We start from the raw sequence: 23,903 nt of genomic DNA on the forward strand, positions 1-23,903 counted from the left end.
CTCAGTTCGGCAAGCAGGCAGCGGATCCGCTGCGGGTCTTTCTGTTTCGTGTGTCTCTGGCTTCGCCAGCCTTTGCGGCTGGCAGGCGCGCCTCGCGGCGCTGAAGGCCGATCCCGCCTACGCCGCCGACCCGGCCTTCCGGGCGGCGCTCGATGCCGGCCTCGCGCAGGTCGCCCGGGCGGTGGCGGTCGGCGACGGCCTCGCGGTCGTCTACAACGGCCTGAGCTTCGCCAGCATCCTGTTCATGGCGGCGGCCGGTCTCGCGATCATCTTCGGGCTGATGGGCGTGATCAACCTCGCCCAGGGCGAGTTCATCATGCTCGGCGCCTACGCCACCTACGGCGTGCAGGAGGCCTTCCGCCGGCTCGCCCCCGGCCTGCTCGACCTGTACCTGGTCGCCGCCATCCCGGTAGCGTTCGGGGCGGTCGCCCTGGTGGGCATCGTCGTCGAGGCCCTGATCCTGCGCCACCTCTACCGGCGGCCGCTGATGAGCCTGCTCGCCACCTGGGCGGTGAGCCTGTTCCTGGTGAACCTCGTCCGCGTGACGGTCGGCACCCAGAACCTGCAATTCGCCATGCCGGCCTATGTCAGCGGCGGCGTGCCCCTCTACGCCGACTTCGTCATGACCTGGAACCGCCTGTTCGCCATCGGCTTCGCGGCGGCGACCCTCGTCCTGACGCTCCTGATCCTGCGCCGCACCCCGCTCGGGCTCGACATCCGCGCCGTGACCCAGAACCGCGACATGGCCGCCTGCCTCGGGCTGCCGACCCGGCGCGTCGACCGCCTCGCCTTCGGGCTGGGCTCGGGCCTGGCCGGCCTCGCCGGTGTGGCGCTCTGCCCGATCTACAGCGTCAATCCCGGCATGGGCTCGGGCTTCATCGTCGACAGCTTCATGGTCGTGGTGCTGGGCGGCGTCGGCAGCCTCGTCGGGACCCTGGTGGCGGCCCTCGGGGTCGGCGGCGCCAACGTGCTGATCGAGCCGATCTCCGGCGCGGTCGCCGCCAAGGTGATCGTCCTCGTCGGCATCATCCTGTTCCTGCAGCGCCGGCCCGAGGGCCTGTTCGCCGTGCGGCGGCGGCGATGAGCGGCGCCGTGCAGACCGCCCTCGCCGCCCCCGCCGGACCGGGACGCCGCGCCGTGCGCGATCCCCTGGTCGCGGGGCTCGTCGGACTCTGCCTCGTGGCCGCGGTCGGGCTCCTCGTGGCGCCGCCCGCCCCCTATCTCGTCAACGCGCTGGGCCAGCTCGCGGCCTTCGCGATCCTCGCCGTGTCGCTGGATCTGGTCTGGGGCTATCTCGGCATCCTCAGCCTCGGGCACGGCCTGTTCTTCGCCATCGGCGGCTACGTCTGCGCCATGCACCTGCTGGCCCACGGCGCCGCCGTCACCGGCGTGCTGCCGGACTTCGTGCAGTTCATGGGCTGGAAGAGCCTGCCGGCCTACTGGACCGGCCTCGACCACGCGGCCTACGCCTTCGTCCTCGCGCTGGCGCTCGCCGGCCTCGTCGCCTTCGTGTTCGGGCTCGCCTCGTTCCGCTCGCGGGTCAACGGCGTCTACTTCTCGATCATCAGCCAGGCGCTCGTCTACGTCGCGATGCTGCTGATGTACCGCAACGACACCGGGCTCGGCGGCAACAACGGCATGACCGGCTTCCCGCTGCTGTTCGGCTGGCCGATGGGCGCGCCGGGCGTGGTCACCGGCCTCGCGGTCGCCGCCCTCCTGACGCTGGCGGCGGTGCTCGCCGGCGCGCGGCGCCTCGTCGGCAGCGCCGTCGGGCGGCGGATGCTCGCCTGCCGCGACGACGAGACCCGCCTGCGCACGCTGGGCTACAGCACCACGCGGCTCAAGCTCGGGATCTGGTGCCTCTCGGCCATGATCGCGGCGCTCGCCGGCATCCTGTACGTGCCGCAGGTCGGCATCATCAACCCGCGGGTGCTCGCGCCCGACCTGTCCATCGAGATCGCCGTCTGGGTCGCCATCGGCGGGCTGGGGCGGCTCGGCGGCGCGGTGATCGGCGCGATCCTCGTCAACGGCCTGAAGTTCTGGCTGAGCGCCGCGATGCCGGAGGCGTGGCCCTTCATCCTGTCCGGGCTGGTGCTCGTCGTGGTGCTGGTCCTGCCGAACGGCCTCCTCGACCTCGTGGGCTGGCGCCCGCGCCCGACCTGGCTGCGGGGCGCCCGATGACCGCCCTCACCATCGACGCCCTCACCGTCGCCTTCGGCCGCTTCACGGCGCTGGATTCCGTCTCGCTCGCGGTCGACCCCGGCGAGGTGCGGGCCGTGATCGGGCCGAACGGCGCCGGCAAGACCACGCTGCTCGACGTGATCTCAGGGATCACCAAGCCGGTCTCCGGCCGGGTGATGCTCGGCGACCGCATCGACCTGACCACGCGGTCCGAGGCCGAGATCGCGAAGGCCGGCGTGCGCCGCAAGTTCCAGAAGCCCAGCGTCTTCCCGGCGCTCACCGTGCGCGAGAACCTGGAGATCGGCTGCGGCCCCGCGCTCCCCGCGCGCCACCGCCCGGCCCGCATCGCCGCCGTGCTCGGCGAGATCGGCCTCGGCCCCCGCGCGGACGTGCCGGCCGGCAGCCTGGCGCATGGCGAGAAGCAGTGGCTGGAGATCGGCATGGTGCTCGCCGCCGAGCCGGCGCTGGTCCTGCTCGACGAGCCTGTGGCCGGGCTCTCCGACGCCGAGACCGCCCAGACCGCCGCGATGATCCGTACCCTGCGCCGGCCGGACCGGGCGATCCTGGTGATCGAGCACGATATGGGCTTCGTCGAGGCCATCGCCGACCGGGTGACGGTGCTGCACGAGGGCCGGACCCTCTACGAGGGCAGCATGGCGGGCGCGCGGGCCGATGCCCGGGTGATCGAGGTGTTCCTCGGCCGATGACGCAAGCTTGCGCATCTCTACCCGCACGCCTCGCCGTCGAGGGGCTCGACCAGCATTACGGCAGCGCGCAGGTGCTGCGCGGTATCGGCCTCGACGTCGAGCCGGGCGCCTGCCTCGCCGTGCTCGGCCGCAACGGCGCCGGCAAGACCACGCTGCTGCGCTGCCTCACCGGGCTGATCCCGGAAAGCCGCGGCCGGATCGCCCTGGACGGGACCGAACTGACGCGCCTGTCGCCCAATCGGCGCGCCCGCTCGGGCCTCGCCTACGTGCCGCAGGGCCGCGAGATCTTTCCCGACCTAACCGTCGCCGAGAATCTGCGGGTGGCGGCCCGTGCCCACGGGCTGGAGCGGACCGACGCGGTCGACGAGGCGGTCGCCCTGTTCCCGGCGCTGCGCGGCCTCTGGCACCGGCCGGGCGGCAACCTCTCGGGCGGCCAGCAGCAGCAGCTCGCCATCGCCCGGGCGCTCGCCACCCGGCCGCGTGCCCTCCTGCTCGACGAGCCGACCGAGGGCATCCAGCCCTCGATCGTCGCCGCGATCGAGGCGGTGATCGCCGGGCTCAAGGGCCGGATCACCGTGCTGCTCGTGGAGCAGTACCTCGATTTCGCCCTCCGGGTCGCCGATTCCGTGGTGGTGCTGTCCCGCGGCAGCGTCGTCGAGCGCGGCGATCCGAAGGTGCTGAACCCCGAAGCCCTCACCCGTCACATCGCCGTCTGACATCCGTAGAAGGAGCCGCCGTGCCGACCCATCACGAGATCCCCGCGACGCCCGAGACCATGGTGCTCGGCTATTTCGACGCCGCGCTGCCGCCGGTCCTCACCGTCGCGTCCGGCGACACCGTCACACTGCACTCGCATCCGGCGGGCGGGCGCGAGTCGCTTCACCCCGACCCCGCCCGCGTTCCCGCCGACCTGCTCCACGCCCTCGACACGCTGGAGCGCGGCCCCGGCCCGCACTTCGTCACCGGCCCCGTCCACGTGGAGGGCGCCGAGCCCGGCGACATGCTGCAGGTCGACATCCTCGACCTGAAGTTCCGCCTCGACTGGGGCTTCGTGGCGATCCTGCCGCTGCTCGGCACCCTGCCGGACGAGTTCACCGAGTACGAGACCGTCCACGCCGACATCGACACAGCGGGCGGCCTCTGCCGCCTGCCCTGGGGCACGGAGCTGCCCCTCGACCCGTTCTTCGGCATCATGGGCACGGCCCCGCCCGCCGCCTGGGGCCGGGTCGGCAGCCCGGTGCCCCGCGCCTTCGGCGGCAACATGGACAACAAGGAACTGAAGGTCGGCACCACCCTGTACCTGCCGGTCTTCAACCCCGGCGGCGGCTTCTATGCGGGCGACGGCCACGGCGTGCAGGGCGACGGCGAGGTCTGCATCACCGCCCTGGAAACGGGCCTGAGCGGCACGTTCCGCCTCACCGTGCGCAAGGATCTCACGGGCGCGTGGCCCTTCGCCGAGACGCCCACCGACCTGATGTCGATCGGCCTGCACGAGAGCCTCGACGAGGCGATGCGCCAGGCCGTGCGCGAGATGGTGCGCCTCGTCTGCGCGCGGACCAGCCTCACCCGCAACCAGGCCTACATGCTCTGCTCGCTCGCCGGGAACCTGCGGATCACCCAGACGGTCGACGGCAACAAGGGCGTGCACATGCTGATGCCCAAGACCGCCCTGGCATCTGCGTCAGCCAAGTCGGCTTGAGGCCCGGGACACGCGGCTGATAGGCAGGCGCGCCACGCCGAGCCCGGCGCCTCAATTCGCGCTTCGTCCGAACGCGAACCGGCCGACACAGGCGTTGGCACCGCGGTGGCGCGGTGCCGGGTGCACGTCTGCAGTCCCGGTCTGGACCGGCCGCGCGCGCTCCGCCCGGACGGGCTGCACGAGCAGGGCGGCCCGGAGCCGCTGGACCTCCGCACGGAGGTCGGCATTCTCCCGCTCGATCCGATCGAGCCGGGCGACACCGGCGGGCTTCAGTCCGCCGAGCCGTCGCCGCCAGCGATAGAAGGTGCCGAGCGAGACATGGGCGGTCGCGCAGATCGCGGCGATCGGTATACCCCGCGCGGCCTCGTCCAGCAGGAAGGCGATCTCCTCGTCCGTGTGCAGGGATCGACGCATGCAGGGTCTCCCGGTTCGGCAGCCTCGGGGCACTCTTCGGGCGGAGGATCAGCAAGAAGCGGACCGGCCACGACGGGCCAACCACGACGCTTTCGTGCTGCAATGCCCGCGATCCAGGCCGGCGGTCGCCGATTCGGGTAACCGGCTCTCGGTTCTGACGTCTCCGTGCGCTTGGGTTTGCGGGCGCTTGTTGCGCGCGTGTGGATCAGCGCTGCGACCGCATCAGATTGGATTTTTGGCATCGCCCAATCAGCTATGCCGCGGCGCGGCTGGCCAGGTAGCGGCGCCAGCCGCCGAACTGCGTGATGTCGGCCGGCCCCCGCGACGCCCTCCGTCTCGACCAGGAAACCCAGCCGCCCGATCGACCTCCGCAACCTGACGCCGATGATCCTGGTCCTCGCGCATTTGCGCGGGCGATCGCTCTCCGTCGCGGCGGCGGAGTTCGCCGATCAGCTCGTTGTTCGGCTCAACCGGGAAGCGGTCTGACGCGATGCACGCCCTGAGGCCGGCCCGTCACCGCTCCCCGCGCCCGGGCGTTGATGCCGGTCGCAACCGGTGCCCGGGATTCCGCGCTGCGCGACGCGTGTGTCTGACGGAGCCGCGCCGGATCAGGGCGCGCCCGCTTCGGCCGTGGCGAGGAAGGCCCGCACGGTGTCGCGGAGGAAGGCGGCATCGGCCGGGTTGGTCGACGGGTTGCCGGCGCGGTGGCCCCAGATGCTCGGGATCGGCTTGAGGACGGCGTCGCGCAGGTGCGGCAGTTCGGCGGCGTTGTCGGCGACGCGGAAGTAGAGATCCGTCTCGCCCGGCATCAGCAGCAGCCGGGCGGTGATCGCGTTGAGCGCCCGGGTGAGATCGCCGCCGTAGCGCGGGTCGCGGCTGATGTCGCCCGCCTCCCAGGTGCAGAGCTGGGCGTAGAGATCGGCCGCGGGGCGGCGGGCGAAGCGTTCCTCCCAGTCGGTGCGCAGGAAGCTGTCGAGGTCCGGGGCGCCGAGCGCGGTGCGGTGGAGGTCAGCCCGGTAGAAGTCCTGGCTGAGCGCCCAGCCCGCATAGATGCGCCCGAAGGCCCGGAGGGCGGCGGCCGGCTCGGCCCAGAAGCGGCCCCCGCCCTCATGCTCCGGCGCCGCCTCCAGCACCGCCATGAGGCCCTTCAGGAACACGCGGTTGTGGGTGGCGGTGCGGGCGCTGCCGCAGTTGATCACCGCGCGGGCCACGCGGTCGGGGAACAGGGCGGCCCAATGATAGGCCTGCTGTGCCCCCATGGACCAGCCGTAGACGGCGTGCAGGCGTTCGATCCCCCACACCTCGGCGAGCAGGCGGCGCTGGGCGTGGACGTTGTCCCAGGCGGTGACGAGGCCGGGCCAGTCCGGGGTGTTCGACGGGCTCGACGACAGACCGTTGCCGAACATGTCGGGGATGACGATGAACCAGCGGTCCGGATCCAGCACCCCGTCGGGGCCGATCAGCCATGCGAGGTCCGGATGCTGGGCCCCGTAGCTCGTCGGGTAGAGCACGACATTGTCGCGCCCGGGCGACAGGGTGCCGTGCGTCTTCCAGCGCAGCTGCGCGCCCGGCAGAAGCGCCCCCGACTGAAGCGTCAGGTCGCCGAGTTCGAACGTGCCGGTGGCCGTCGCCCAGGCGCTCACGGGCGCAGCGTCCGCACGATGCCGATATGCCAGCGGGCGTAGCCCCCCTGCAGCACGCCGGGCCGCCCGCGCATCCCGGTTGGGGTGTCCGCAAGGCGGTGGAACGGGATCGACGGATAGAGGTGGTGCTCGGTGTGGACGGGCATGGCCTACATGAGGCGCCGCATGAGGCCGTTGGTCAAGGTCGTGCGCGTGTGGGTCGGGCCGTTGTCGTCCATCGTGGCGGCCGCCCGCTCCAGGTCGGGCCGGCCTTCGACGCGCCCGGTGTCGGACTGAGATACACGGAAGATCTACTGCGTACATCGGTGTAATAATTTTTGTCGGAAAAATATTTCCCCATCCCGGCGATGTAATGGATCGGTCGGTCCGAAAGCTGCTTGGCACGCGTGTTGCGAATGGGCTGGACGCTTCAGGAGTCCTCTGGCTTGTCCCGCACGTCCGACGTGACCGATCTCTCCCGCCGCACCGTTCTGGCGCTTCCCCTCGGCCTCGCAGCGGCCGCGAGCGGTGCGCGCGCCGCCGAGCCGAGACGCGGGGGCACGATGGTGATGATCGTCCATCCCGAGCCCTCGACCCTGGCCCATTACGCGGTGTCGGCGGGCAACATCCCGCCGATCGCCACGCAGGTCTACGAGGGGCTCTGCACCTACGACTGGGACCAGAACCCGCAGCCGAACCTCGCGAAGTCGTGGGAGGTCGCGCCCGACGGCAAGACCATCACGTTCAAGCTCCAGGACGGCGTGACCTTCCACAACGGCAAGCCGTTCACCAGCGCCGACGTGCAGTACTCCTTCATGGAGATCCTGAAGAAGTACAATCCGATCGCGCCGGTCATGCTCGCGGAGCTGGTGGCCGTCGACACGCCGGACCCGATGACCGCGATCCTGCGGCTCGCCAATCCGGCGCCCTACATCATGAAGGCGCTGTCCGGGCGGGACCTGCCGATCCTGTGCCGCTCGGTGTTCGAGGGCACGGATGTCCTGCAGAACACCAGCGCCAACAAGCCGATCGGCACCGGTCCGTTCAAGTTCACGAGCTGGGAACGCGGCCAATTCGTGCGCCTGGACCGCAACGAGCATTACTGGAAGCCCGGCCTGCCGTATCTCAACCGGATCGTCGCCCGGTTCATCCCGGATGCGGCCACGCGCTCGGCCGCCATGGAGGCGGGGGAGGCGCATTTCGCCGGGTACAGCGCGGTGAACTACGCCGACCTCGCGCGGATGAAGACCAACCCGATCCTCGATCTCACGACCAAGGGCTACGAGATGACGCCGGCCCAGAGCGTCCTGGAGCTGAACGGCCGTCACCCGCATCTCCAGAAGAAGAACGTGCGCCAGGCAATCGCCTACGCCATCGACCGCAAGGTCATCCTCAAGGACGTGATGTTCGGCTACGGCCTGCCCGCCACCGGCCCGCTCAGCCGCAAGTTCAAGACCGCCGGCCTCTACACCGACGACGTGCGCCAGTACGACGTGCCGGACCGGCTGGACATCGCCAATAAGCTGCTCGACCAGGCCGGCGCCCCGCGCGGCGCGGACGGGACCCGCTTCGCCCTGCACTTGGAGGTGAACTCCTTCGGCGAGCAGTGGCTGCGGCAGGCCGAATATTTGAAGCAGGCGCTGGCCGTCGTAGGCATCGCCGTGACGCTGCGCTCCGAGGACACCGCGACCTGGCTGCGGCGCGTCTACACCAACTACGATTACGACCTGAACGAGCCGTTCCTCAGCCAGGGCGTCGACCCGGTCTACGGGCTGAACAAGCAGTTCCTCACCAGTCAGATCCGCAAGGGCGTGACCTTCGTCAACGACACCTTCTACAGCAATCCCGAGGTCGATCGCATGCTCGGCGAGGGCGCGCGCGAGCCGGACCCGGAGAAGCGCGCCGCGCTCTACAATAAGGTCCAGCAGATCCTGGCAGAGGACAGCCCGATGATCTGGCTCATCGACGTGCAGTACGTCAGCGTCTTCAACCGGCGCCTCAAGGACCACACGACCGGCCCCCTCGGAACCCAGCAAGCCTTCGAACGGGCCTGGATGGACACGTAGTCCCGTGCGGCTCGCGCGGTTCCTCGGTTACCGGCTGCTGCTGGCGATCCCGGTGGTGCTCGGCATCGTCGTGCTCAACTTCTTCCTGATCCACCTCGCGCCCGGCGACGCGGCCTCCGTGCTGGCGGGCGAGAGCGGCGCGGCGAGCCCCGAATACATGGAGCAGCTGCGCCACAAGTTCGGGCTCGACCAGCCGCTTGCCACGCAGTTCGGCGTCTATCTGCTCAACATGCTCCACCTCGATCTCGGCTACTCGTTCCGCAACGACAGCCCGGTGGGAAGCCTGATCGTCGACCGGCTCTGGCCCACCGGGCTCCTGATGCTCACCGCCTTCGCGGCCGCGTTGCTGATCGGCACGCTCCTCGGCCTCGTGGCCGCGACCGGGCGCAACAGCTGGCGCGACGCGGTCATCTCGCTGGTCAGCCTCGTGGCCTACGCGACGCCGGGGTTCTGGCTCGGGCTGATGATGATCGTGGTCTTCGCCATCCGTCTCGGCTGGCTGCCTACCAGCGGCTACGACACGGTCGGCGCCGACAACGAGGGCTGGGACGAGGTCTGGGACGTCGGCCGCCACCTCGTCATGCCGGCGGTCGCGCTCGCGCTGTTCTACCTCGCGGTCTACGCCCGGGTGATGCGCGCCTCCATGCTGGAGCAGGTCGGCATGGACTACGTCACCACCGCCCGCTCCAAGGGACAGACCGAGGCGCGGGTGATGACCGGGCACGTCCTGCACAACGCGCTGCTGCCGGTGGTCACCATGGCGGGCGTGCAGGCCGGCAACCTGATCGGCGGCTCGATCGTGGTCGAGACGGTGTTCGGCTGGCCAGGAATCGGCACGCTGGCCTTCAACGCGCTCCAGTCGCGCGACCTCAACCTGCTCCTCGGCATCTTCTTCGTCTCGGCCTGCCTCGTGGTCGTGATCAACCTCGCCGTCGACCTCGTCTACGTCTGCCTCGATCCGCGGCTGGAGCTCTAGCGATGCGTACGGCCCTGGCGCGATTCGCCCGGAACCGCCTCGCGCTCGCGGGCGCGGCGGTGCTCCTCGGGCTGGTCGTCCTCGTGGCGCTCACCCCGCTCCTCTATCCGGGCGATCCGTTCCGGCTCGTCGGCCCCGCCCTCCAGCCGCCGGGCGGCCGGTTTCCGCTCGGGACCGACACGCTGGGCCGGGACGTGGCCGCCGAGATCGCGTACGGCGCCCGCACCTCCCTGATCATCGGCCTCAGCGCGACCGGGGCGGCGATCCTGCTCGGGACGCTGATCGGCGGGCTCGCCGGCTACTACCGGGGCGGCGTCGAGATCGCGCTGATGCGGCTCACGGAGTTCTTCCAGACGATCCCCGCCTTCGTGCTGGCGATCCTGATCGTGGCGATCCTGTCGCCGTCGCTCTTCAGCGAGGTCGTGGCCATCGTGGCCGTCTCCTGGCCCGGCATCGCCCGCCTGGTCCGGGGCGAGTTCGTGGCGCTCGGCGGCCGGGAGTTCGTGCTGGCCTGCGACGGCCTGGGGGCGGGCGACGCCCGCATCGTCTTCCGCCACATGCTGCCAAACTGCACCGCGGCGATCATCGCGGTCGGCACGCTCCTGATCGGCACGGCGATCCTGATCGAGGCGGGGCTCGCCTTCCTCGGCCTCGGCGATCCGAATGTGATGAGCTGGGGCCTGATCATCAGCTCGGGCCGCGCGGTCCTCCGGTCGGCGTGGTGGATCTGTACCTTCCCCGGCCTCGCGATCCTGCTGACCGTCCTCGCCATCAACCTCGTCGGGGATGGCCTCAACGAGGTCCTGAATCCGAGGCTCCGAGAGCGATGAGCGACGCCGTCCTCAAGATCGAGAAGCTCACGATCACGCTGCCGCCCGGCGCGGACCGTCCGAATGCCGTCACAGATCTGGATCTCGTCCTGCGGCCCGGTGCGGTCACCTGCCTGATCGGCGAGAGCGGATCGGGCAAGTCGATGGTGGCCCGCGCGATCCTCGGGCTGCTCCCGGGACCGCGCGTGCGCGTCAGCGGTGGCCGCATCCTGTTCGACGGCGCGGATCTCGCCGCGATCACCCCGCGTCAGATGCGCAAAGTCCGGGGCGCGCGCATCGCGATGATCTTCCAGGAGCCCATGACGGCCCTGAACCCGCTCCACACGATCGGGCGGCAGATCGATGAGGTCCTGCGCATCCACACACCGCTCGGGCGCGCGGACCGCCGGGCGCGCATCCTCGCGCTGCTCGAAAGCGTCCACCTCCCGGACCCGGCCCGGCTGTTGCGCTCCTACCCGCATCAGCTCTCGGGCGGCCAGCGGCAGCGGGCGATGATCGCCATGGCGCTGGCGTTGAACCCGCGGCTGCTCATCGCCGACGAGCCGACCACGGCGCTCGACGTCACCACGCAGGCGCAGATCCTCTCCCTGATCCGCGACCTGCAGCGCGAGCACGGCACGAGCGTCCTGTTCATCACGCACGATTTCGGCGTCGTGGCCGACATCGCCGACACGGTGGCGGTGCTGCAGAAGGGGGTCCTCGTCGAGCAGGGGCCAGCGGCCTCGGTGCTCGGCGCCCCGAAGCATCCCTACACGCGCGCCCTCATCGCCGCCGTGCCGAAGCTCGTGCCGCCGCCGCGGCGGGCCGCCAGCACCGCCCCCCTGGTGGTGGAGGCGCGGCAGGTCGAGAAGACCTACGGCGCCCGCGGCCTGTTCGGCGGCCGCGTCACCCGGGCCCTCGACGGCGTGGACGTCCTGCTGCGGCGGGGCGAGACCCTGGGCCTCGTCGGCGAGAGCGGCTCCGGCAAGAGCACGCTCGCCCGGGCGATCACCCGGCTGATGCCCGTCGACGGCGGGGAGATCCTCCTCGCCGGGCACAGCGTCGCCGAACTGACGCGACGCCAGATGCGCCCGCACCGCCGGCGCGTGCAGATGGTGTTCCAGGATCCCTACGGCTCCCTCGACCCGCGCCAGCGCGTGGTCGACATCGTAGCCGAGGGACCGATCATCCACGGCACCGAACCCGGGATCGCGCGGGTCCAGGCATGCGAGATGCTGGCGCTGGTCGGCCTCGACCCAGCGGCGGCGCAGCGCTACCCGCACGAGTTCAGCGGTGGCCAGCGCCAGCGGATCGGTATCGCCCGGGCGCTCGCCATGAAGCCCGAGATCCTGGTGGCCGACGAGCCGGTCTCGGCCCTGGACGTCTCCGTCCAGGCGCAGGTCCTGGCGCTGCTCGCCGACATCAAGACGCGGCTGCACCTCAGCATGCTGTTCGTGACCCACGACCTCCGGGTCGCGCTGCAGGTCTGCGACCGGATCGCCGTGATGCGGTCCGGTCAGGTGGTCGAGGTCGCGCCCACGGCCGAGATCTTCTTCGCGCCGAAGCATCCCTACACGAAGGCGCTGTTCGCCGCCGTGCCCGGCGCCCGATGGCAGGAACCGATCCCCGCATGACCACCGCGCAGCCCCCCTCGATGGACCCGTTCCTGCCCGGGCCGCGCGTCCGCGTCGCCGGATCCGCGACGGGGCCGCTCGCCGGCCTCACCTTCGCCGTCAAGGACCTGATCGACGTCGCGGACACGCCCACGGGTGGCGGCAACCCGGACTGGCCGCGGGTCTACCCGACGCCGACCCGCCATGCCGGCGTGGTGCAGAGGCTGCTCGATGCGGGCGCCTCGGTCGTCGGCAAGACGGTGACCGACGAGGTCTCCCTGGGGATCCTCGGCGAGAACGCCCACGACGGCACGCCGCTCAATCCCGCGGCGCCCGATCGGGTGCCCGGCGGCTCGTCCAGCGGCTCGGCCTCCGCGGTGGCCTCGGGCGCCTGCGACTTCGCCCTGGGAACCGATACCGGCGGCTCCGTGCGCGTGCCGGCGAGCTTCTGCGGGCTCTACGGCATCCGGCCGACGCACGGCCGCATCGACTTTTCCGGGATCTGCGTCCAGGCGCCGAGTTCGGATACCTGCGGCTGGTTCGCCCGGGACGCGGCGACCTTCGCGCGGGTCGGCGAGGTCCTGCTCGGCCAAGGGATGCCGGACCGTCTGCCCCACACGCTGCTCGTGGCCGCCGACGCGCTCGGCTTCGCGGATGCCGCCGTGCAGGAGGCGCTGGCCCCGCAGATCGACCGTCTGGCCGCCCTCATCGGCGAACGCCGCGACGTGACGCTCGCGCCGCAGGGCCTGTCCGTGTGGCAGCGGGCGCAGCGCGTCCTGCAGAGCAGCGAGGCGTGGCAGACCTTCGAGCCCTGGCTCGATGCCTGCAACCCCCGCATGGCCTTCTCGGTCGCCCGCTCGCTGATCCAGGGCTCGATGACGACCGACGCCGAGCGCAGCGCCGCGGGCCTGATGCGGATCGAGGCCCGGGCGCGTCTCGCGCGGCTCCTGCCCCCCGGCACGATCCTGTGCCTCCCGACCATCCCGTTCCCGGCGCCGCCGCGCGGGCTGCCGCTCGGCGCGCTGCATCCCCTGCGCGAGCGCATCGCCTGCCTGACCAGCCACGGCGGCCTCACCGGCGTCCCGCAGGTCAATCTGCCGGGCGCACGGGTCGACGGCGCTCCGGTCGGCCTGTCGATCCTCGGTGCGCGTGGAGCCGACCTCGACCTGATCCGTACCGCGGTCGCCCTGGAGGCCTGAATGGACGTGACCGTGAACCGCCCCGAGGTCGTGGCCGAGATTACCGCCCTGTTCGAGCGCTACGAGCGGGCGCTCGTCGAGAAGGACGTCGCCGTGCTCGACGCGACCTTCTGGGACAGTCCGTACACGATCCGCTACGCCCTCCATGAGAACTGCTACGGCTTTGCCGAGGTCCACGCCGCACGCGTCGCAGCCGATCCGCCGCCGGGCGGCACCAAGGAGGCGCGGATCCGGCTGGAGATCCTGACGCTCGGGACCGACTTCGCCACCGTCAACCTGGAGTTCAAGCCGCGCGGCAAGCCCGGCCTCGGGCGCCAGAGCCAGACCTGGATGCGCTTGCCCGATCTCGGTTGGATGGTGGTGTCCGCCCACGTGTCCATCCTGCCGATCGGGACGTGAAGCAGGATCGCCGGACGCGGGGGACCGGACACACTAGGTTTGGTCAACCCCGCGGCTCGTCTCTGCCACCAGCCAGTCGATGATCGTGTGAGCAGGACGCAGGCGTCCGCCTCTGGAAGATTGCGTCGACTAGCTGAACGGCTGAGGCGTTTTGGCAGGAGGCCGTCCGCTTTTGCGGCAGTCCCGCTCCGAAGCAGACCAGCCGCTTACGGCCATTTGCAGCCGCCTACTTCGCACCTTTCACTAACTCGAAGGAGCGACCTCCAAGACAATCTTCCCGCGTGGGCGGCGTTCAAGGCTGTCCAGCATCTCATGAGCTCGTCGGGCTTCGGCAACCGGTAGAACGGTGCCGACGCTCGCGGTCAGTACCTCATCGTCGAGGAGGCATCCCAGTTCGGACAGCATTGCTGAGGTCACGTCGACGAGGAAGAACCTGGCTTCCACGTCGGCTCTTTGGGCCAAAGCCGGATCCGGGTGAGATACCGCCGAGACGAGGGTGCCGCCGCGTCTCAGCACAGCGAAAGAGCGCGCCTGAACCTCACCGCCGACAAGGTCGATCACGGCATCGACATCCGTCACGGCATCCTTGAAGGCCGTCGAGCGGGAATCGACGACCTGATCGGCACCGAGACCCTTCACGTAGTCTACGTCGGCTGAGCTTGTCGTGGCGCTGACCTTGAGGCCAGCCTGCCTGGCGAGCTGCACCGCATAGGCGCCCACGTTACCGGTGGCTCCATGGATCAGTACGCTCTGCCCGCGAGCGAGGGGAGCTTGCGCGAACAGCGCTTGCCAGGCCGTCACCGCGACGACCGGCACGGAGGCGGCATGGACATGGTCCAGGCTGTGCGGCTTGAGCGCCAACATACCGGCCTCCGCGACGGCATAGTCGGCATAACCGCCCGTGAAGCGCTTGTTGGTCACGCCGAAAACCGCGTCGCCGACCGCGAACCCAGACACACCCTCGCCGACGGCCGAGATCTCGCCCGAAAGGTCGGACCCGAGCGTCAGGGGGAGTGGCTGCGGCAGGACGCTCCGCCCCGCCCGTATCCAGGCATCCCACGGACCGACGCCGGCCGCACGGACCCGCACGAGAACCTCGCTGGGACCCGGCTTAGGCACCGGGATCTCGTCGAGGCTGATGGCTTCCGGGCCGCCGAAGCGGTGAACGCGACAAGCTCGCATGGGCTACGGGTCCGGCGTCGTAAGCGGATGGTCCCCGGTGTCGAGGACGAAGACGGCTAGGAGCCGTGCGGGCTCGGTGTCGCTGGCGTTCTCGCTGATGGCGTGATGCGCTCCAGGGGGCTCGGAGAAGCTCTCGCCGGCCCGGTACACCTGCGCAGGCGCGTCACCGACTTGGCTGCGGATCGCGCCGGACACCACGAAGGCGTAGACGAACGCGGAGGTGGCATGCCTGTGCGGCGGCGACTTCGCGCCCGGAGGATAATCGACGACCGCGCTGACCAAGCTCTTCCCCGATACGTTCGGGATGGGGGCGCTGAAGGCGGGCGTGACACGTTCGTGCCACTCAGGCTCGGCCCGGACGCCTCGCACCTGTCCGACCAGCGTCAGCGCCGCCGACGCGAAAACCACTACCGTCCTCATGCCCGTGCTTCCAACTCGAATTGCATCAGCGGCGAACTCCAACCTCGGCACGTCGGCATCCAAGCTCTCAGTCTCCGCGAACGGCCCCCTGCAGGCCGGATCAGCGCAGGCCGGGCGCTTCAGGCGCTCCCCCTGGCGACGTCGGCACCCTCAGGACCGCTTGCGGGTGAGGCGTCCGCGCCGCGCTCGGCGGCAGGACTGGCAGCTCGATGTGGGGAGCCTCACCGGTCAGCGTGCGCAGGAACGCCGCGATTTCGCCGGTCTCCTGCGGGGTCAGTTCCTTGCCGAGTTGCGCCGTCCCCATGATCGCGACCGCCTGTTCAAGGCTCCAGACCTTACCCGAGTGGAAGTAGGGTGCCGTCAGGGCGACGTTGCGCAGGGGCACGGCCCGGAACACGTATTCGTCGCTGGCCGTCTTCGTGACGGCGAAGCGGCCTTTGTCCTCGGGCGGGAGGACGTCGCTTCCCGGACGCTCAACGACGCCGAAGGGGAAGTAAGCTTGCCCGCCAAGATTAATGCCGTTGTGGCAACCTGCGCAGCCGGTCTCCATGAACAGCCTGAGCCCGCGCTTCTCCTCGATCGTCAGGACGGTAAGGTTCCCCTCTAGGAACTGGTCGAACCGGGCGGCGGGCGTGATCAGGGTGGCCTCGAAATCCTCAAGCGCGCGCGTGACGTTCTCGAACGTGACGGCGTCGGGCTCACCGGGGAAGGCGGTGGCGAACCTTTGCCGGTATTCCGGAATGCTGCTGAGTACGCCGATCACATACTCTGGCGTCGAGGCCATCTCGACCGCTGCTTGGATCGGCCCCCTGGCCTGGGAGCGGAGATCCTCAGCCCGACCGTCCCAGAATTGGGCAGCGTTGAAGACCGCGTTGAACACGGTCGGCGCGTTACGCGGGCGCTTCTGCCAGCCGTGGCCGATGGAGGTCTCGACGTTGTCGCTCCCGCCCGCGGCAAGGCTATGACAGGAGTTGCAACTGATGACGCCGCTGGCCGAGAGGCGCCATTCGAACCAGAGCATGCGCCCGAGCTCGACCTTTTCCCGCGTGACCGGGTTGTCCTTGACGGTGGGAACGAGCGCCGGGATGGCCTGGAAGACCTCGTTGGCGGCCGCGCGTAGCTCCACGGTGTCCGAATCGAGTGGGGTAGGCTGCTGCTTCCCGCCTTCTGCCGCCCGAGCCCGTTCCAGCGTTGCGACAGTGGCGCAAGGCACCACTGTCGCCAAGAACAGTGATACGACGAACGGCCGGAGATGGTTGATCGGTCGCATCCGAGCTTCTCAACAGGGTGAGCGCCGGGGCCTGGGCACAGATCGTCCAGCGAAGCTTTCGCGATGCCGAGCCAGTCGGAGCTTGTATCGGTCTCACCTCCACGCGGTCCCGCAGGCGACGACGGAGGTGGGCGCAGTGTGACGCGCTCTACCTTGGCCGTATTGTCCCAGATTGCGCTTCCTTGCGCATGGATTGCCGACCTGCGGTCCGGTCGCTCGATGCGTCACCTCGCGCGAAGGCGATACTCGCCGGGTGGTACCCCGACCGCCCGTCGGAATGCCCTTGTGAAGTTCGCTTGCGACGAGAAGCGGCACGCTAGGGCGATGTCTGCCAAGGACATGTGCCCGAGACGAAGCAGCGCCTTGGAGCGTTCGAGACGCCGAAGCCCGAGGTAGCGGTGCGGCGGTAGGCCCGTCGCGACCTTGAACGCCCGGATGAAGTGGTACTGGCTGAGGCAGGCGACCGCCGCGAGATCCTCCACACCGATGTCACGGTCCATGTTGGCGTCGATGAAGTCCCGCACCCTGGAGAGCCGAGTCACGTCCAGCGCGTGCGGTAGCCCACTTCGAGCGCCAGGAGGTAGGCAATTGCCCGAATGCCGGTGGGCCAGGGACGCAGCGAGTGCCAGGGCTGCGCTCTCGACCAGCAGCTTTCCCGATGCTGTCTCGCGTTCGAGTTCCTCCGCGATGGTCCAGCCGACCTCGTTGATCCAGGTGTCATGGGAACCGGCCGCGTATAGGACAGTCGTGGCATCAAGGTCCGGGAACGCGTCCTCTCGCGACAGCACACGGAAGGGCTGGTGGGGCAAGTAGACGTGGAGCATCGCCGGGATTGCGGCCGTGATGCGGATGGAGTCTTCCGACACGCCTTCAGGACACAGCCAATACGTACCGGTTGCGGCCCTGGTCTCTTGGCGGAGGCCATTCCCGCGCCGGTGGATCACGGCGTCCGGATTGCCGCGCAGCGCCAGACCCACGACTGTACGGTCGGAGATCATCTCGGGCAGCTCACCGGTCGTGTGCCGTCTAGTCTCGGCTGCGACCCCGTACCATTTTCGTCCGTTCGAGCAGAGGAGAAGGTTCGCCGAAGGCAGCGCCCAGCGTCCCTCCCCGATCAGGTCGTCGCCCGCTTCGCTCATGACCTCACCCCGGCCAGGACGGCGAAGAGCAGATTTGATACCTGTCAAATGCCGCTGTGCAAGTATCGTCCGATAAGGCGCATGTCCGCCAGAGTGCTAGCCGAGCGGGGGCCTGCCTTCGGATAATGCGGTGTGAGGCTGCTACGACGAAGTCGATTCGGCAGAGGCTCGTCTGCTTGTGCGTCGCGCCTGCTCAGAAGCGGCCGTTCCGCTTACGGCCACACTGCGCCATGCCGGATCGTAGATGGACGCAAAACCGGTCGTTCCGCTTTGCGCCCATTCCGGCCATACGAGCAGCCTGAGCCGCTGCTCCAAAGCAGGCAGTCGCCATTACAGCCGAAAATTCGACCTCTGCGCTGAATAGTGCCGCCTTACGGAACGAAGGGCTGCGCTACGATGAAATATCAGGCGTAGCGAGATGGCGGGCGTTGCGTCTAAGGACCTGGGGCGGCTGGCCGAACGCTCGCAGGAAAGCGCGTCGCATCCGCTCCCGATCGGCGAAGCCTGTCTCCTGAGCGACCGTATCGAGAGAATGCCTGCCGTCCTCCAGCATCGTCCGCGCGGCGTCCAAGCGGAGGTTCTCGACAGCCTTCGCGGGCGACTGGCCGGTCTCGTCGCGGAAGATCCGGCTGAATTGGCGCGAGCTAAGGCGCGCAGCCTCCGCCAGTCCCTCGACGCTGAGTTCGTTCCTGAGATTGCTTCTGGCGTAGGCTAAGACTTTCTGGACCCGGTCGGACCGTGGCTGAAGCTCCAGCAAGGCGGAGAACTGCGACTGGCCACCCGTCCTGCGGTGGTAGACAACGAGTTTCCGGGCGATGCTCTTCGACATCTCGGGCCCGAGGTCGTCCTCGACTAACGCCAGCGTTAGGTCGATGCCCGCGGTCATACCCGCCGAGGTCCAGACATTGCCGTCGGAAACGAAGATGCGGTCGTCGTCGACCTTGATCGATGGGTGCAGCCGCTGCAGGTCGCGGGCGTGGGCCCAGTGAGTCGCTGCCTTCCGACCGTCGAGCAGGCCCGCCTCGGCCAGCAGAAACGCTCCCGTGCAGGTCGCGGCAATCCGCCGGGCGGTAGCCGCCGTCTCGCGCAACCGCTCGATCAGGCCGGGGGCCGAGGGGTCGACCTTGATCGAGCCCACCACGATGACCGTGTCGAAGCGCCGGCCCGAGAAGGCGTCCGTCTCGATGACCATGCCGATCGAAGTCCTGATCGGCAAACCTTCCTCAGACAGAAACGTCACATCGTAGAAGTCGTGGCCGAGTTCGAGATTGGCGAATTCGAAGGCCGTCAGCGGGGCCAAGTTCATGACTTGGAACCCGGGGAACAGGACGACACCGATGGAAGGCATGACGGGTCCCTGCGTCGAATGTCCTAAAAAGGTGGATCTTCGACATATGGGATATGCCGGCGTGCGTCTAGGTTTCATCGCAACAGGCGTGGGCAACACCCCGCGCAGACCCGTCGCTCTGGAACCCGACCGCCATGACCGTGCAACTCGTCACCAGCCTGGGCCATGAAGCACAGGACTACACTTGCCGCTGGCTCCCGTCCGGCGAGATCGCCGTCGCGACCCTGCCGGACGGGACTCGCATCCGATACGTCAAAGTCGGCAGGGGGCCAGACCTCGTCCTGATCCACACGGTGCGGACCCAGCTCGACCTGTTCCAGCGTGTGATCCCACTGCTGTCGCCGCACTTCACGGTGTACGCACTCGACCTGACAGGCTTCGGCTGGTCAGACCTGAGACCGGAAGCCCCGAAGGACGAACCCACCCTGCGCGCGGCTCTGAGGTCGTTCATCGCCACCCTGGGCATCGAGCGCCCGACCCTCGCAGGCGAGTCCATCGGGGCGACGTTGTCGCTCTCGCTCGCCGCGGAACTCGGTGATCAGGTCGAGAGGGTCTTCGCGTTCAACACCTACGACTACCTGCCGGGACTCGAACGGTCGAACCTCCTGGCCTCGATCATCATTAAGAGCGTGCGGGCACCGGTCGTCGGTCCGGTCTTCGCAGCGCTGGAGAACAGGGCCATCACCGGCGGCATCATGAGCGGGGGCTTCCACGACCCACGCAGCCTGCCTTCTGACCTCTTGGACGAGTACGCCCGGGTCGGCGGTCGGCCCGGCTACAGCAAGGCCGCGCGGTCGTTGCTCAAGGCGCTTCCGAGCTTCGTCGCCGCCCGCGCGCGCTATCGCGCGGTCACTGCGCCGGTCACGCTCGTCTGGGGCGACAAGGATTGGGCCACGCCCCGGGACCGCGCGGGCGTCGAGGCCGCCATCTCCTCGCCGGAGGTCATCACCCTCGATCGGACCGGGCACTTCAGCGCGCTGGAGCGCCCCCAGGCCTGGGCAGACATCATCCTCGCACGGACGGCGAAGACGAAGGTCTCGGCGGCGCGCTGACAGCCTGCCGTCTTCGCCGTCCAGATCCCGCGCTCTGCGGTCCGGACGGGGCGAGTTCCGCTGTCATGGCCTACACCGCATTCGCCGCGAGAAACGAGGAATTCATACCATGTCCGAACAGATGACCTCGACCCACGTCACGGTTGAGCACGTGACGCTCCGCTCGCTGAAGTCCTTCGAGGCGGCGCGCGCTGCCCTGGAAGCCTCGGTGCCTCCGCTCGATCACGCCTATGCCAAGCTCCTGCGTGACGGGAAGGTGGATGAGGCGCGCAACCTCCTCGAACGACAGGCGCCGCTCTCGATCTTCGGTGCCCGGGACCATGGCGGCCTGCTCCTCACGGCCGGACTGACCCGCAGCGCCATCCAGTACGATATCGGCAATCCGCTGACGGCCGCGCGGATGACCCGCCACGCTCTCTCAGCCGCCTTGTATGCGCCGATCCGGGTGCTGCTGCGTGAGGATGCCGATGGCGATGTCGCGTTCGAATACGACCGCCCGGCCACTACCTTCGGTCAATTCGGGAAGCAGGAGGTCGATGAAGTCGCCCGTAACTTGGACGACCAGCTCCGGACCACTCTGGCGATGGCTGCAGGCTGAACAAGTGCGATCCTTCCGCGCGGCTCGCTTCGTCGGTTTCGGCGCTGAGAGGCGGACGATGGCCAACGCTGCATCAGCGTCGACGGATTTCACGCGACCATCGCGACGATAGTCCTGCGCTATCCTTGTTGAGAAGATGAACTCATGAAAAGATCTCTGCTTCTTGCCACTGCAATCGCTCTGACTGTTTCTGGAAGAGCATCGGCTGATCAGAGCGTAACCGACGCTCGGGATCTGTTCGCCAGATTCGTGGCCGCGCAGAATGCCCATGCCGTGGACGACGTGAAATCCATGCTTTGGGCTTCGCCGGAGACACTTTTCTTCTCGCGCGGTGTAGACATCCGGGGAGCCGACGCTGTGGCTGAGCGCTTCAAGAGCTACTATCAAGGCACTTGGCGATTGAACCCGGACATGAGCAAATTCCACGCAACGATGCTTTCGACCGATGTGGTCCAGATCCTTGTTCCTATTGTCTTCACGCGCGGGCTTCCGGGACATGAGCCGCAGAGCGACACCTTTCTGATCTGTCAGACACTCAAGAAGACTCAGGACGGGTGGCGTATCGCTTCGATCTTGCCGATAGCTAACAATACGCTGAAATAGGGGCCCACCACCCTAATCCGCCGCGCAATAATCCACCAAATCAGGTGGCGATAGCGCCTTCGGCGACCAGAGTTCGGCGCCCTGTGACTCTTCAGAGTCCGCGGATATTTGCGCGCAGGCACAGCAATGTCCTGCAAAGATTCCGATGAAAAAATCTTTCAAGTTCTATCATCCGAGATTTGGTGAATTTCCATCAACAATGGGAGTTATCATGCAGACGTGTCTTCTTCCGATCGCCGCAATCCTGATGTCCGGGGTGACATCGACCGCCGCTTATTCAGCCGGGCTGCCGAGCGGGGCGGCTCACAATATTGTGCTCGTTCACGGCGCGTTCGTCGACCAATCGAGTTGGAAGCCGGTGGCCGATATTCTCACCAAGAAAGGCTACACCGTGACGCTCGTCAAAAATCCATTGACGTCGCTTGCGGTCGACGTCGAGGCCACTGAGAGCACGTTGGCAAAGCAGGACGGCAAAACTGTTCTGGTCGGACATTCCTGGGGCGGCGTAGTCATCACCCAGGCCGGCAACGATCCCAAGGTGTCGGCACTCGTCTATGTCTCGGCGTTCGCGCCGGACGTCGGGCAATCTCTGGCTTCGCTTGCCAAGAACGGTCTCGCGACGGAAGGTGCTGCGGCCATTCATCCGGATGCGAAAGGCAATCTGTACATCGATCCCAAAGTGTTTCCGTCGGCGGTCGCGGCTGACCTGCCCCCGCAGATCGCTCGTGCCCTGGCGGAGCATCAGCTGCCCCTGAACCACACCGCGTTCGAGGCTCCGGTCGATGTGGCCGCCTGGTGCAACAAGCCGACGTTTTACGTCATCAGCACGAAAGACAAGGTTATCGCACCGGAGGTGCAGAAGTTTTTCGCTGGCGAGATGAAGGCTCAAACGACCGAAGTGGCCGGCAGCCACGCTTCACTGGTCGTTCACGCGCCGGAAGTCGCTGCAGCCATCGAGACGGCTACGCTGGTTAAGAGCCTCTAACAAAACCGGGTTTGGCGCGTTGGGTGGAGATGGCGAGACCCCTCCTTCCCGATGGCCTGTGGGCCGAGATCGCACCGCTGCTGCCGCCTGAACGGGCCAAGCCGAAGGGCGGTCGGCCTCGAACCTCCGACCGCGCAGCACTGACGGGGATCCTGTTCGTGCTGCGCTCAGGCACGCCGTGGGAGTTGCTGCCCCGGGAGATGGGCTGTGGCTCGGGGATGACCTGCTGGCGACGCTTGCGGGATTGGCAGAAGGCCGGAGTGTGGGACCGTCTGCAGCACGCGCTTCTCGACCGGCTCGGTCGCCAGAACGGCATCGACTTCAGGCGAGCTTCCCTCGACAGCGCCTCGATTGCCGCCAAAAGGGGGGCCCGGCGATAGGCCCGAACCCAACCGATCGGGGCAAGCCGGGCACGAAGCGCCACATCGTCACCGATGCGAAGGGCATCCCCCTCGCTCTGAAGCTGACGGGCGCGAACGTCCATGACAGCCGAATGCTGGAGGCGGTCGTGGATGCCGTCCCGCCGATCCGCTCATGCTGGGGACTGCCGCGCAAGCGTCCCTTGAAGCTGCACGCCGACAAGGCCTACGACCACCGCCGCTGTCGTCAGGCGCTCACCCGCCGCCGCATCCAGCCCCGCATCGCCCGGCGCGGGATCGAGAGCAGCCAGCGGCTGGGACGTCGCAGGTGGGTCGTCGAGCGCACGCTGGCGTGGTTCGCCCAGTTCCGTCGCCTCGCCATCCGCTACGAGCGGCGACACGACATCCATCTTGCCTTCTCCACGCTGGCCGCAGCCCTCATCGTCTGGCGCTTCATCGAACGGTGGTTTTGTTAGGCGCTCTAATACTACAGTTGCATTTTTCGCCGGGATCGAACGTGAGCAGCCCTGGCGGCTGTCTGATGCCGTCGTCGCCAGACAGACCAAGCCAATAGCAAGGCGCGCACCGGTGCGATGGCAAGAACGAGACGGGCGAGCAGGTGCCTGATCTCTGGGACGGAGAGCGGCAACATGTGCTCGGACAATTGTCGGGGCGCACGTCGCTTCAGGCGGCCTCGACGACGGCGTCCGGACTCGTTTCGTTCGGTTTACCAGTTGCAAGGCGCACCAACTCGGCGCGCAGCCGCGCGAGGAAGGCGAGNTCCGCCGCTGACCCCGAAGGGCCCGCTCGACTTGCATGTGTTAAGCCTGCCGCCAGCGTTCGCTCTGAGCCAGGATCAAACTCTCACGTTGAAGAGATTGATCTGGCCGATCACGTGTATTCTCAGACGGAGCCTCACATCGACCAAGCATCCGGCGCTTCACAGCGCCAAACACCCGTCGGTGAGCTCAGAAAGAAGAACAACAGATCGGCACAAGTCTACTCACGCCAGACCCTAAGGCCCGGCCGCAAGGACAAACGCCGCCCGCGTCTCCCTTCCTCATTCCAACTTGTCAAAGATCAGTAATCACTCTCGTAATTACTGGCTGAGGAGAAGTCAAGTACCTCGGCTCTCGCCGGATCTACTTTTCTAAACCTCGGGAAGTCCGTCCGACCCGCTCCGTTATTCTTCCGGACCGCGTCGGGAGGCGCCGTATAGGCTGCCCCGAACTTCCGTGTCAACCGCCTATTTTCCCGGCGCA

23 protein-coding genes and 1 pseudogene are annotated in these 23,903 nt (G+C 68.2%); 16 read left to right on the forward strand and 8 right to left on the reverse strand.

Translation table 11 applies throughout. The features are described from left to right. Window positions 1-13 precede the first annotated feature (13 nt). The 5 genes and pseudogenes from urtB to MOTC310_RS24825 all read left to right on the forward strand — a co-directional run. Window positions 14-1,084 (forward strand): annotated as a pseudogene (urtB, locus tag MOTC310_RS24805) (urea ABC transporter permease subunit UrtB); the annotation flags it as partial. Beyond that, on the forward strand, window positions 1,081-2,181 hold the full coding sequence (gene urtC, locus MOTC310_RS24810; protein ID WP_331303693.1) for an urea ABC transporter permease subunit UrtC: 1,101 nt from the start codon (window positions 1,081-1,083) through the stop codon (window positions 2,179-2,181). The pseudogene urtB and the gene urtC, both read left to right, overlap by 4 nt. After that, window positions 2,178-2,888 carry an ABC transporter ATP-binding protein gene (locus MOTC310_RS24815; protein ID WP_331303694.1) on the forward strand — a complete coding sequence of 237 codons (711 nt, stop codon included), beginning with the start codon at window positions 2,178-2,180 and terminating at the stop codon, window positions 2,886-2,888. Before urtC ends, MOTC310_RS24815 begins: the two co-directional genes overlap by 4 nt. Beyond that, window positions 2,885-3,604, forward strand: coding sequence for an urea ABC transporter ATP-binding subunit UrtE (urtE, locus tag MOTC310_RS24820; RefSeq protein WP_331303695.1), 720 nt, complete (start codon window positions 2,885-2,887; stop codon window positions 3,602-3,604). The genes MOTC310_RS24815 and urtE overlap by 4 nt, the downstream gene beginning before the upstream one ends. A 20-nt stretch (window positions 3,605-3,624) precedes the next feature. Then, on the forward strand, window positions 3,625-4,587 hold the full coding sequence (locus MOTC310_RS24825; RefSeq protein ID WP_331303696.1) for an acetamidase/formamidase family protein: 963 nt from the start codon (window positions 3,625-3,627) through the stop codon (window positions 4,585-4,587). 51 nt (window positions 4,588-4,638) lie between these two features. On the opposite strand, the gene MOTC310_RS24830 is transcribed toward MOTC310_RS24825, so the two are convergent. The 3 genes from MOTC310_RS24830 to MOTC310_RS24845 all read right to left on the reverse strand — a co-directional run bounded on the left by MOTC310_RS24830 (window position 4,639) and on the right by MOTC310_RS24845 (window position 6,790). Beyond that, the gene (locus MOTC310_RS24830; protein ID WP_331303697.1) at window positions 4,639-5,001 is read right to left on the reverse strand and encodes a transposase; all 363 of its coding nucleotides are present in this window, start codon (window positions 4,999-5,001) and stop codon (window positions 4,639-4,641) included. Between the two features lie 608 nt (window positions 5,002-5,609). Beyond that, window positions 5,610-6,644: an alpha/beta fold hydrolase gene (locus tag MOTC310_RS24840; RefSeq protein ID WP_331303698.1), complete on the reverse strand. Its 1,035-nt coding sequence runs from the start codon at window positions 6,642-6,644 to the stop codon at window positions 5,610-5,612. Continuing rightward, window positions 6,641-6,790: a hypothetical protein gene (locus MOTC310_RS24845; protein ID WP_331303699.1), complete on the reverse strand. Its 150-nt coding sequence runs from the start codon at window positions 6,788-6,790 to the stop codon at window positions 6,641-6,643. Before MOTC310_RS24845 ends, MOTC310_RS24840 begins: the two co-directional genes overlap by 4 nt. A 279-nt stretch (window positions 6,791-7,069) precedes the next feature. On the opposite strand from MOTC310_RS24845, the gene MOTC310_RS24850 reads away from it, so the two are divergent. The 6 genes from MOTC310_RS24850 to MOTC310_RS24875 are packed head-to-tail and all read left to right on the forward strand — an operon-like array spanning window position 7,070 to window position 13,685. After that, on the forward strand, window positions 7,070-8,689 hold the full coding sequence (locus MOTC310_RS24850; protein ID WP_331303700.1) for an ABC transporter substrate-binding protein: 1,620 nt from the start codon (window positions 7,070-7,072) through the stop codon (window positions 8,687-8,689). Window positions 8,690-8,693: 4 nt separating this feature from the next. Continuing rightward, window positions 8,694-9,665, forward strand: a complete 972-nt coding sequence (locus MOTC310_RS24855) for an ABC transporter permease (RefSeq protein WP_331303701.1) — start codon at window positions 8,694-8,696, stop codon at window positions 9,663-9,665. A gap of 2 nt (window positions 9,666-9,667) precedes the next feature. After that, a complete protein-coding gene (locus tag MOTC310_RS24860) occupies window positions 9,668-10,495 on the forward strand; it encodes an ABC transporter permease (protein ID WP_331303702.1) in 828 nt (275 codons plus the stop codon). After that, a complete protein-coding gene (locus MOTC310_RS24865; protein ID WP_331303703.1) occupies window positions 10,492-12,108 on the forward strand; it encodes an ABC transporter ATP-binding protein in 1,617 nt (538 codons plus the stop codon). The genes MOTC310_RS24860 and MOTC310_RS24865 overlap by 4 nt, the downstream gene beginning before the upstream one ends. Next, window positions 12,105-13,286, forward strand: coding sequence for an amidase (locus tag MOTC310_RS24870; protein WP_331303704.1), 1,182 nt, complete (start codon window positions 12,105-12,107; stop codon window positions 13,284-13,286). Before MOTC310_RS24865 ends, MOTC310_RS24870 begins: the two co-directional genes overlap by 4 nt. Continuing rightward, a complete protein-coding gene (locus tag MOTC310_RS24875; RefSeq protein ID WP_331303705.1) occupies window positions 13,287-13,685 on the forward strand; it encodes an AtzH-like domain-containing protein in 399 nt (132 codons plus the stop codon). It abuts the gene before it with no gap. Window positions 13,686-13,928: 243 nt separating this feature from the next. On the opposite strand, the gene MOTC310_RS24880 is transcribed toward MOTC310_RS24875, so the two are convergent. From MOTC310_RS24880 to MOTC310_RS24900, 5 genes are all read right to left on the reverse strand, one after another. Then, complete coding sequence (locus MOTC310_RS24880; protein ID WP_331303706.1) at window positions 13,929-14,867, reverse strand: NADP-dependent oxidoreductase; 939 nt, start codon at window positions 14,865-14,867, stop codon at window positions 13,929-13,931. 3 nt (window positions 14,868-14,870) lie between these two features. Next, window positions 14,871-15,350, reverse strand: coding sequence for a cupin domain-containing protein (locus MOTC310_RS24885; RefSeq protein ID WP_331303707.1), 480 nt, complete (start codon window positions 15,348-15,350; stop codon window positions 14,871-14,873). A 37-nt stretch (window positions 15,351-15,387) separates the two neighbouring features. After that, window positions 15,388-16,557 carry a cytochrome-c peroxidase gene (locus MOTC310_RS24890; RefSeq protein ID WP_331303708.1) on the reverse strand — a complete coding sequence of 390 codons (1,170 nt, stop codon included), beginning with the start codon at window positions 16,555-16,557 and terminating at the stop codon, window positions 15,388-15,390. A 224-nt stretch (window positions 16,558-16,781) separates the two neighbouring features. Continuing rightward, window positions 16,782-17,696 carry an AraC family transcriptional regulator gene (locus tag MOTC310_RS24895; protein WP_331303709.1) on the reverse strand — a complete coding sequence of 305 codons (915 nt, stop codon included), beginning with the start codon at window positions 17,694-17,696 and terminating at the stop codon, window positions 16,782-16,784. Window positions 17,697-18,087: 391 nt separating this feature from the next. Next, window positions 18,088-19,044 carry a GlxA family transcriptional regulator gene (locus MOTC310_RS24900; protein WP_331303710.1) on the reverse strand — a complete coding sequence of 319 codons (957 nt, stop codon included), beginning with the start codon at window positions 19,042-19,044 and terminating at the stop codon, window positions 18,088-18,090. A 134-nt stretch (window positions 19,045-19,178) separates the two neighbouring features. Here MOTC310_RS24900 and MOTC310_RS24905 point away from each other — a divergent pair, with 134 nt between their 5' ends. From MOTC310_RS24905 to MOTC310_RS24925, 5 genes are all read left to right on the forward strand, one after another. Beyond that, complete coding sequence (locus MOTC310_RS24905; protein WP_331303711.1) at window positions 19,179-20,096, forward strand: alpha/beta fold hydrolase; 918 nt, start codon at window positions 19,179-19,181, stop codon at window positions 20,094-20,096. 109 nt (window positions 20,097-20,205) lie between these two features. Beyond that, complete coding sequence (locus MOTC310_RS24910; protein WP_331303712.1) at window positions 20,206-20,694, forward strand: DUF302 domain-containing protein; 489 nt, start codon at window positions 20,206-20,208, stop codon at window positions 20,692-20,694. Window positions 20,695-20,838: 144 nt separating this feature from the next. Then, window positions 20,839-21,297, forward strand: a complete 459-nt coding sequence (locus MOTC310_RS24915; RefSeq protein ID WP_331303713.1) for a YybH family protein — start codon at window positions 20,839-20,841, stop codon at window positions 21,295-21,297. Between the two features lie 211 nt (window positions 21,298-21,508). After that, window positions 21,509-22,282 carry an alpha/beta fold hydrolase gene (locus MOTC310_RS24920; RefSeq protein WP_331304108.1) on the forward strand — a complete coding sequence of 258 codons (774 nt, stop codon included), beginning with the start codon at window positions 21,509-21,511 and terminating at the stop codon, window positions 22,280-22,282. A gap of 29 nt (window positions 22,283-22,311) precedes the next feature. After that, window positions 22,312-23,117, forward strand: a protein-coding gene (locus MOTC310_RS24925) for an IS5 family transposase (RefSeq protein ID WP_331303714.1) whose coding sequence is annotated in 2 segments (ribosomal slippage) — window positions 22,312-22,642 and window positions 22,642-23,117 — 807 coding nt in all. Because the reading frame shifts where the segments join, the coding sequence is not laid out codon by codon here. Window positions 23,118-23,903 lie beyond the last annotated feature (786 nt).

The sequence above is a fragment of the Methylobacterium oryzae genome (assembly GCF_036441375.1).
GTDB classification, from domain to species: Bacteria; Pseudomonadota; Alphaproteobacteria; order Rhizobiales; family Beijerinckiaceae; genus Methylobacterium; species Methylobacterium oryzae_A.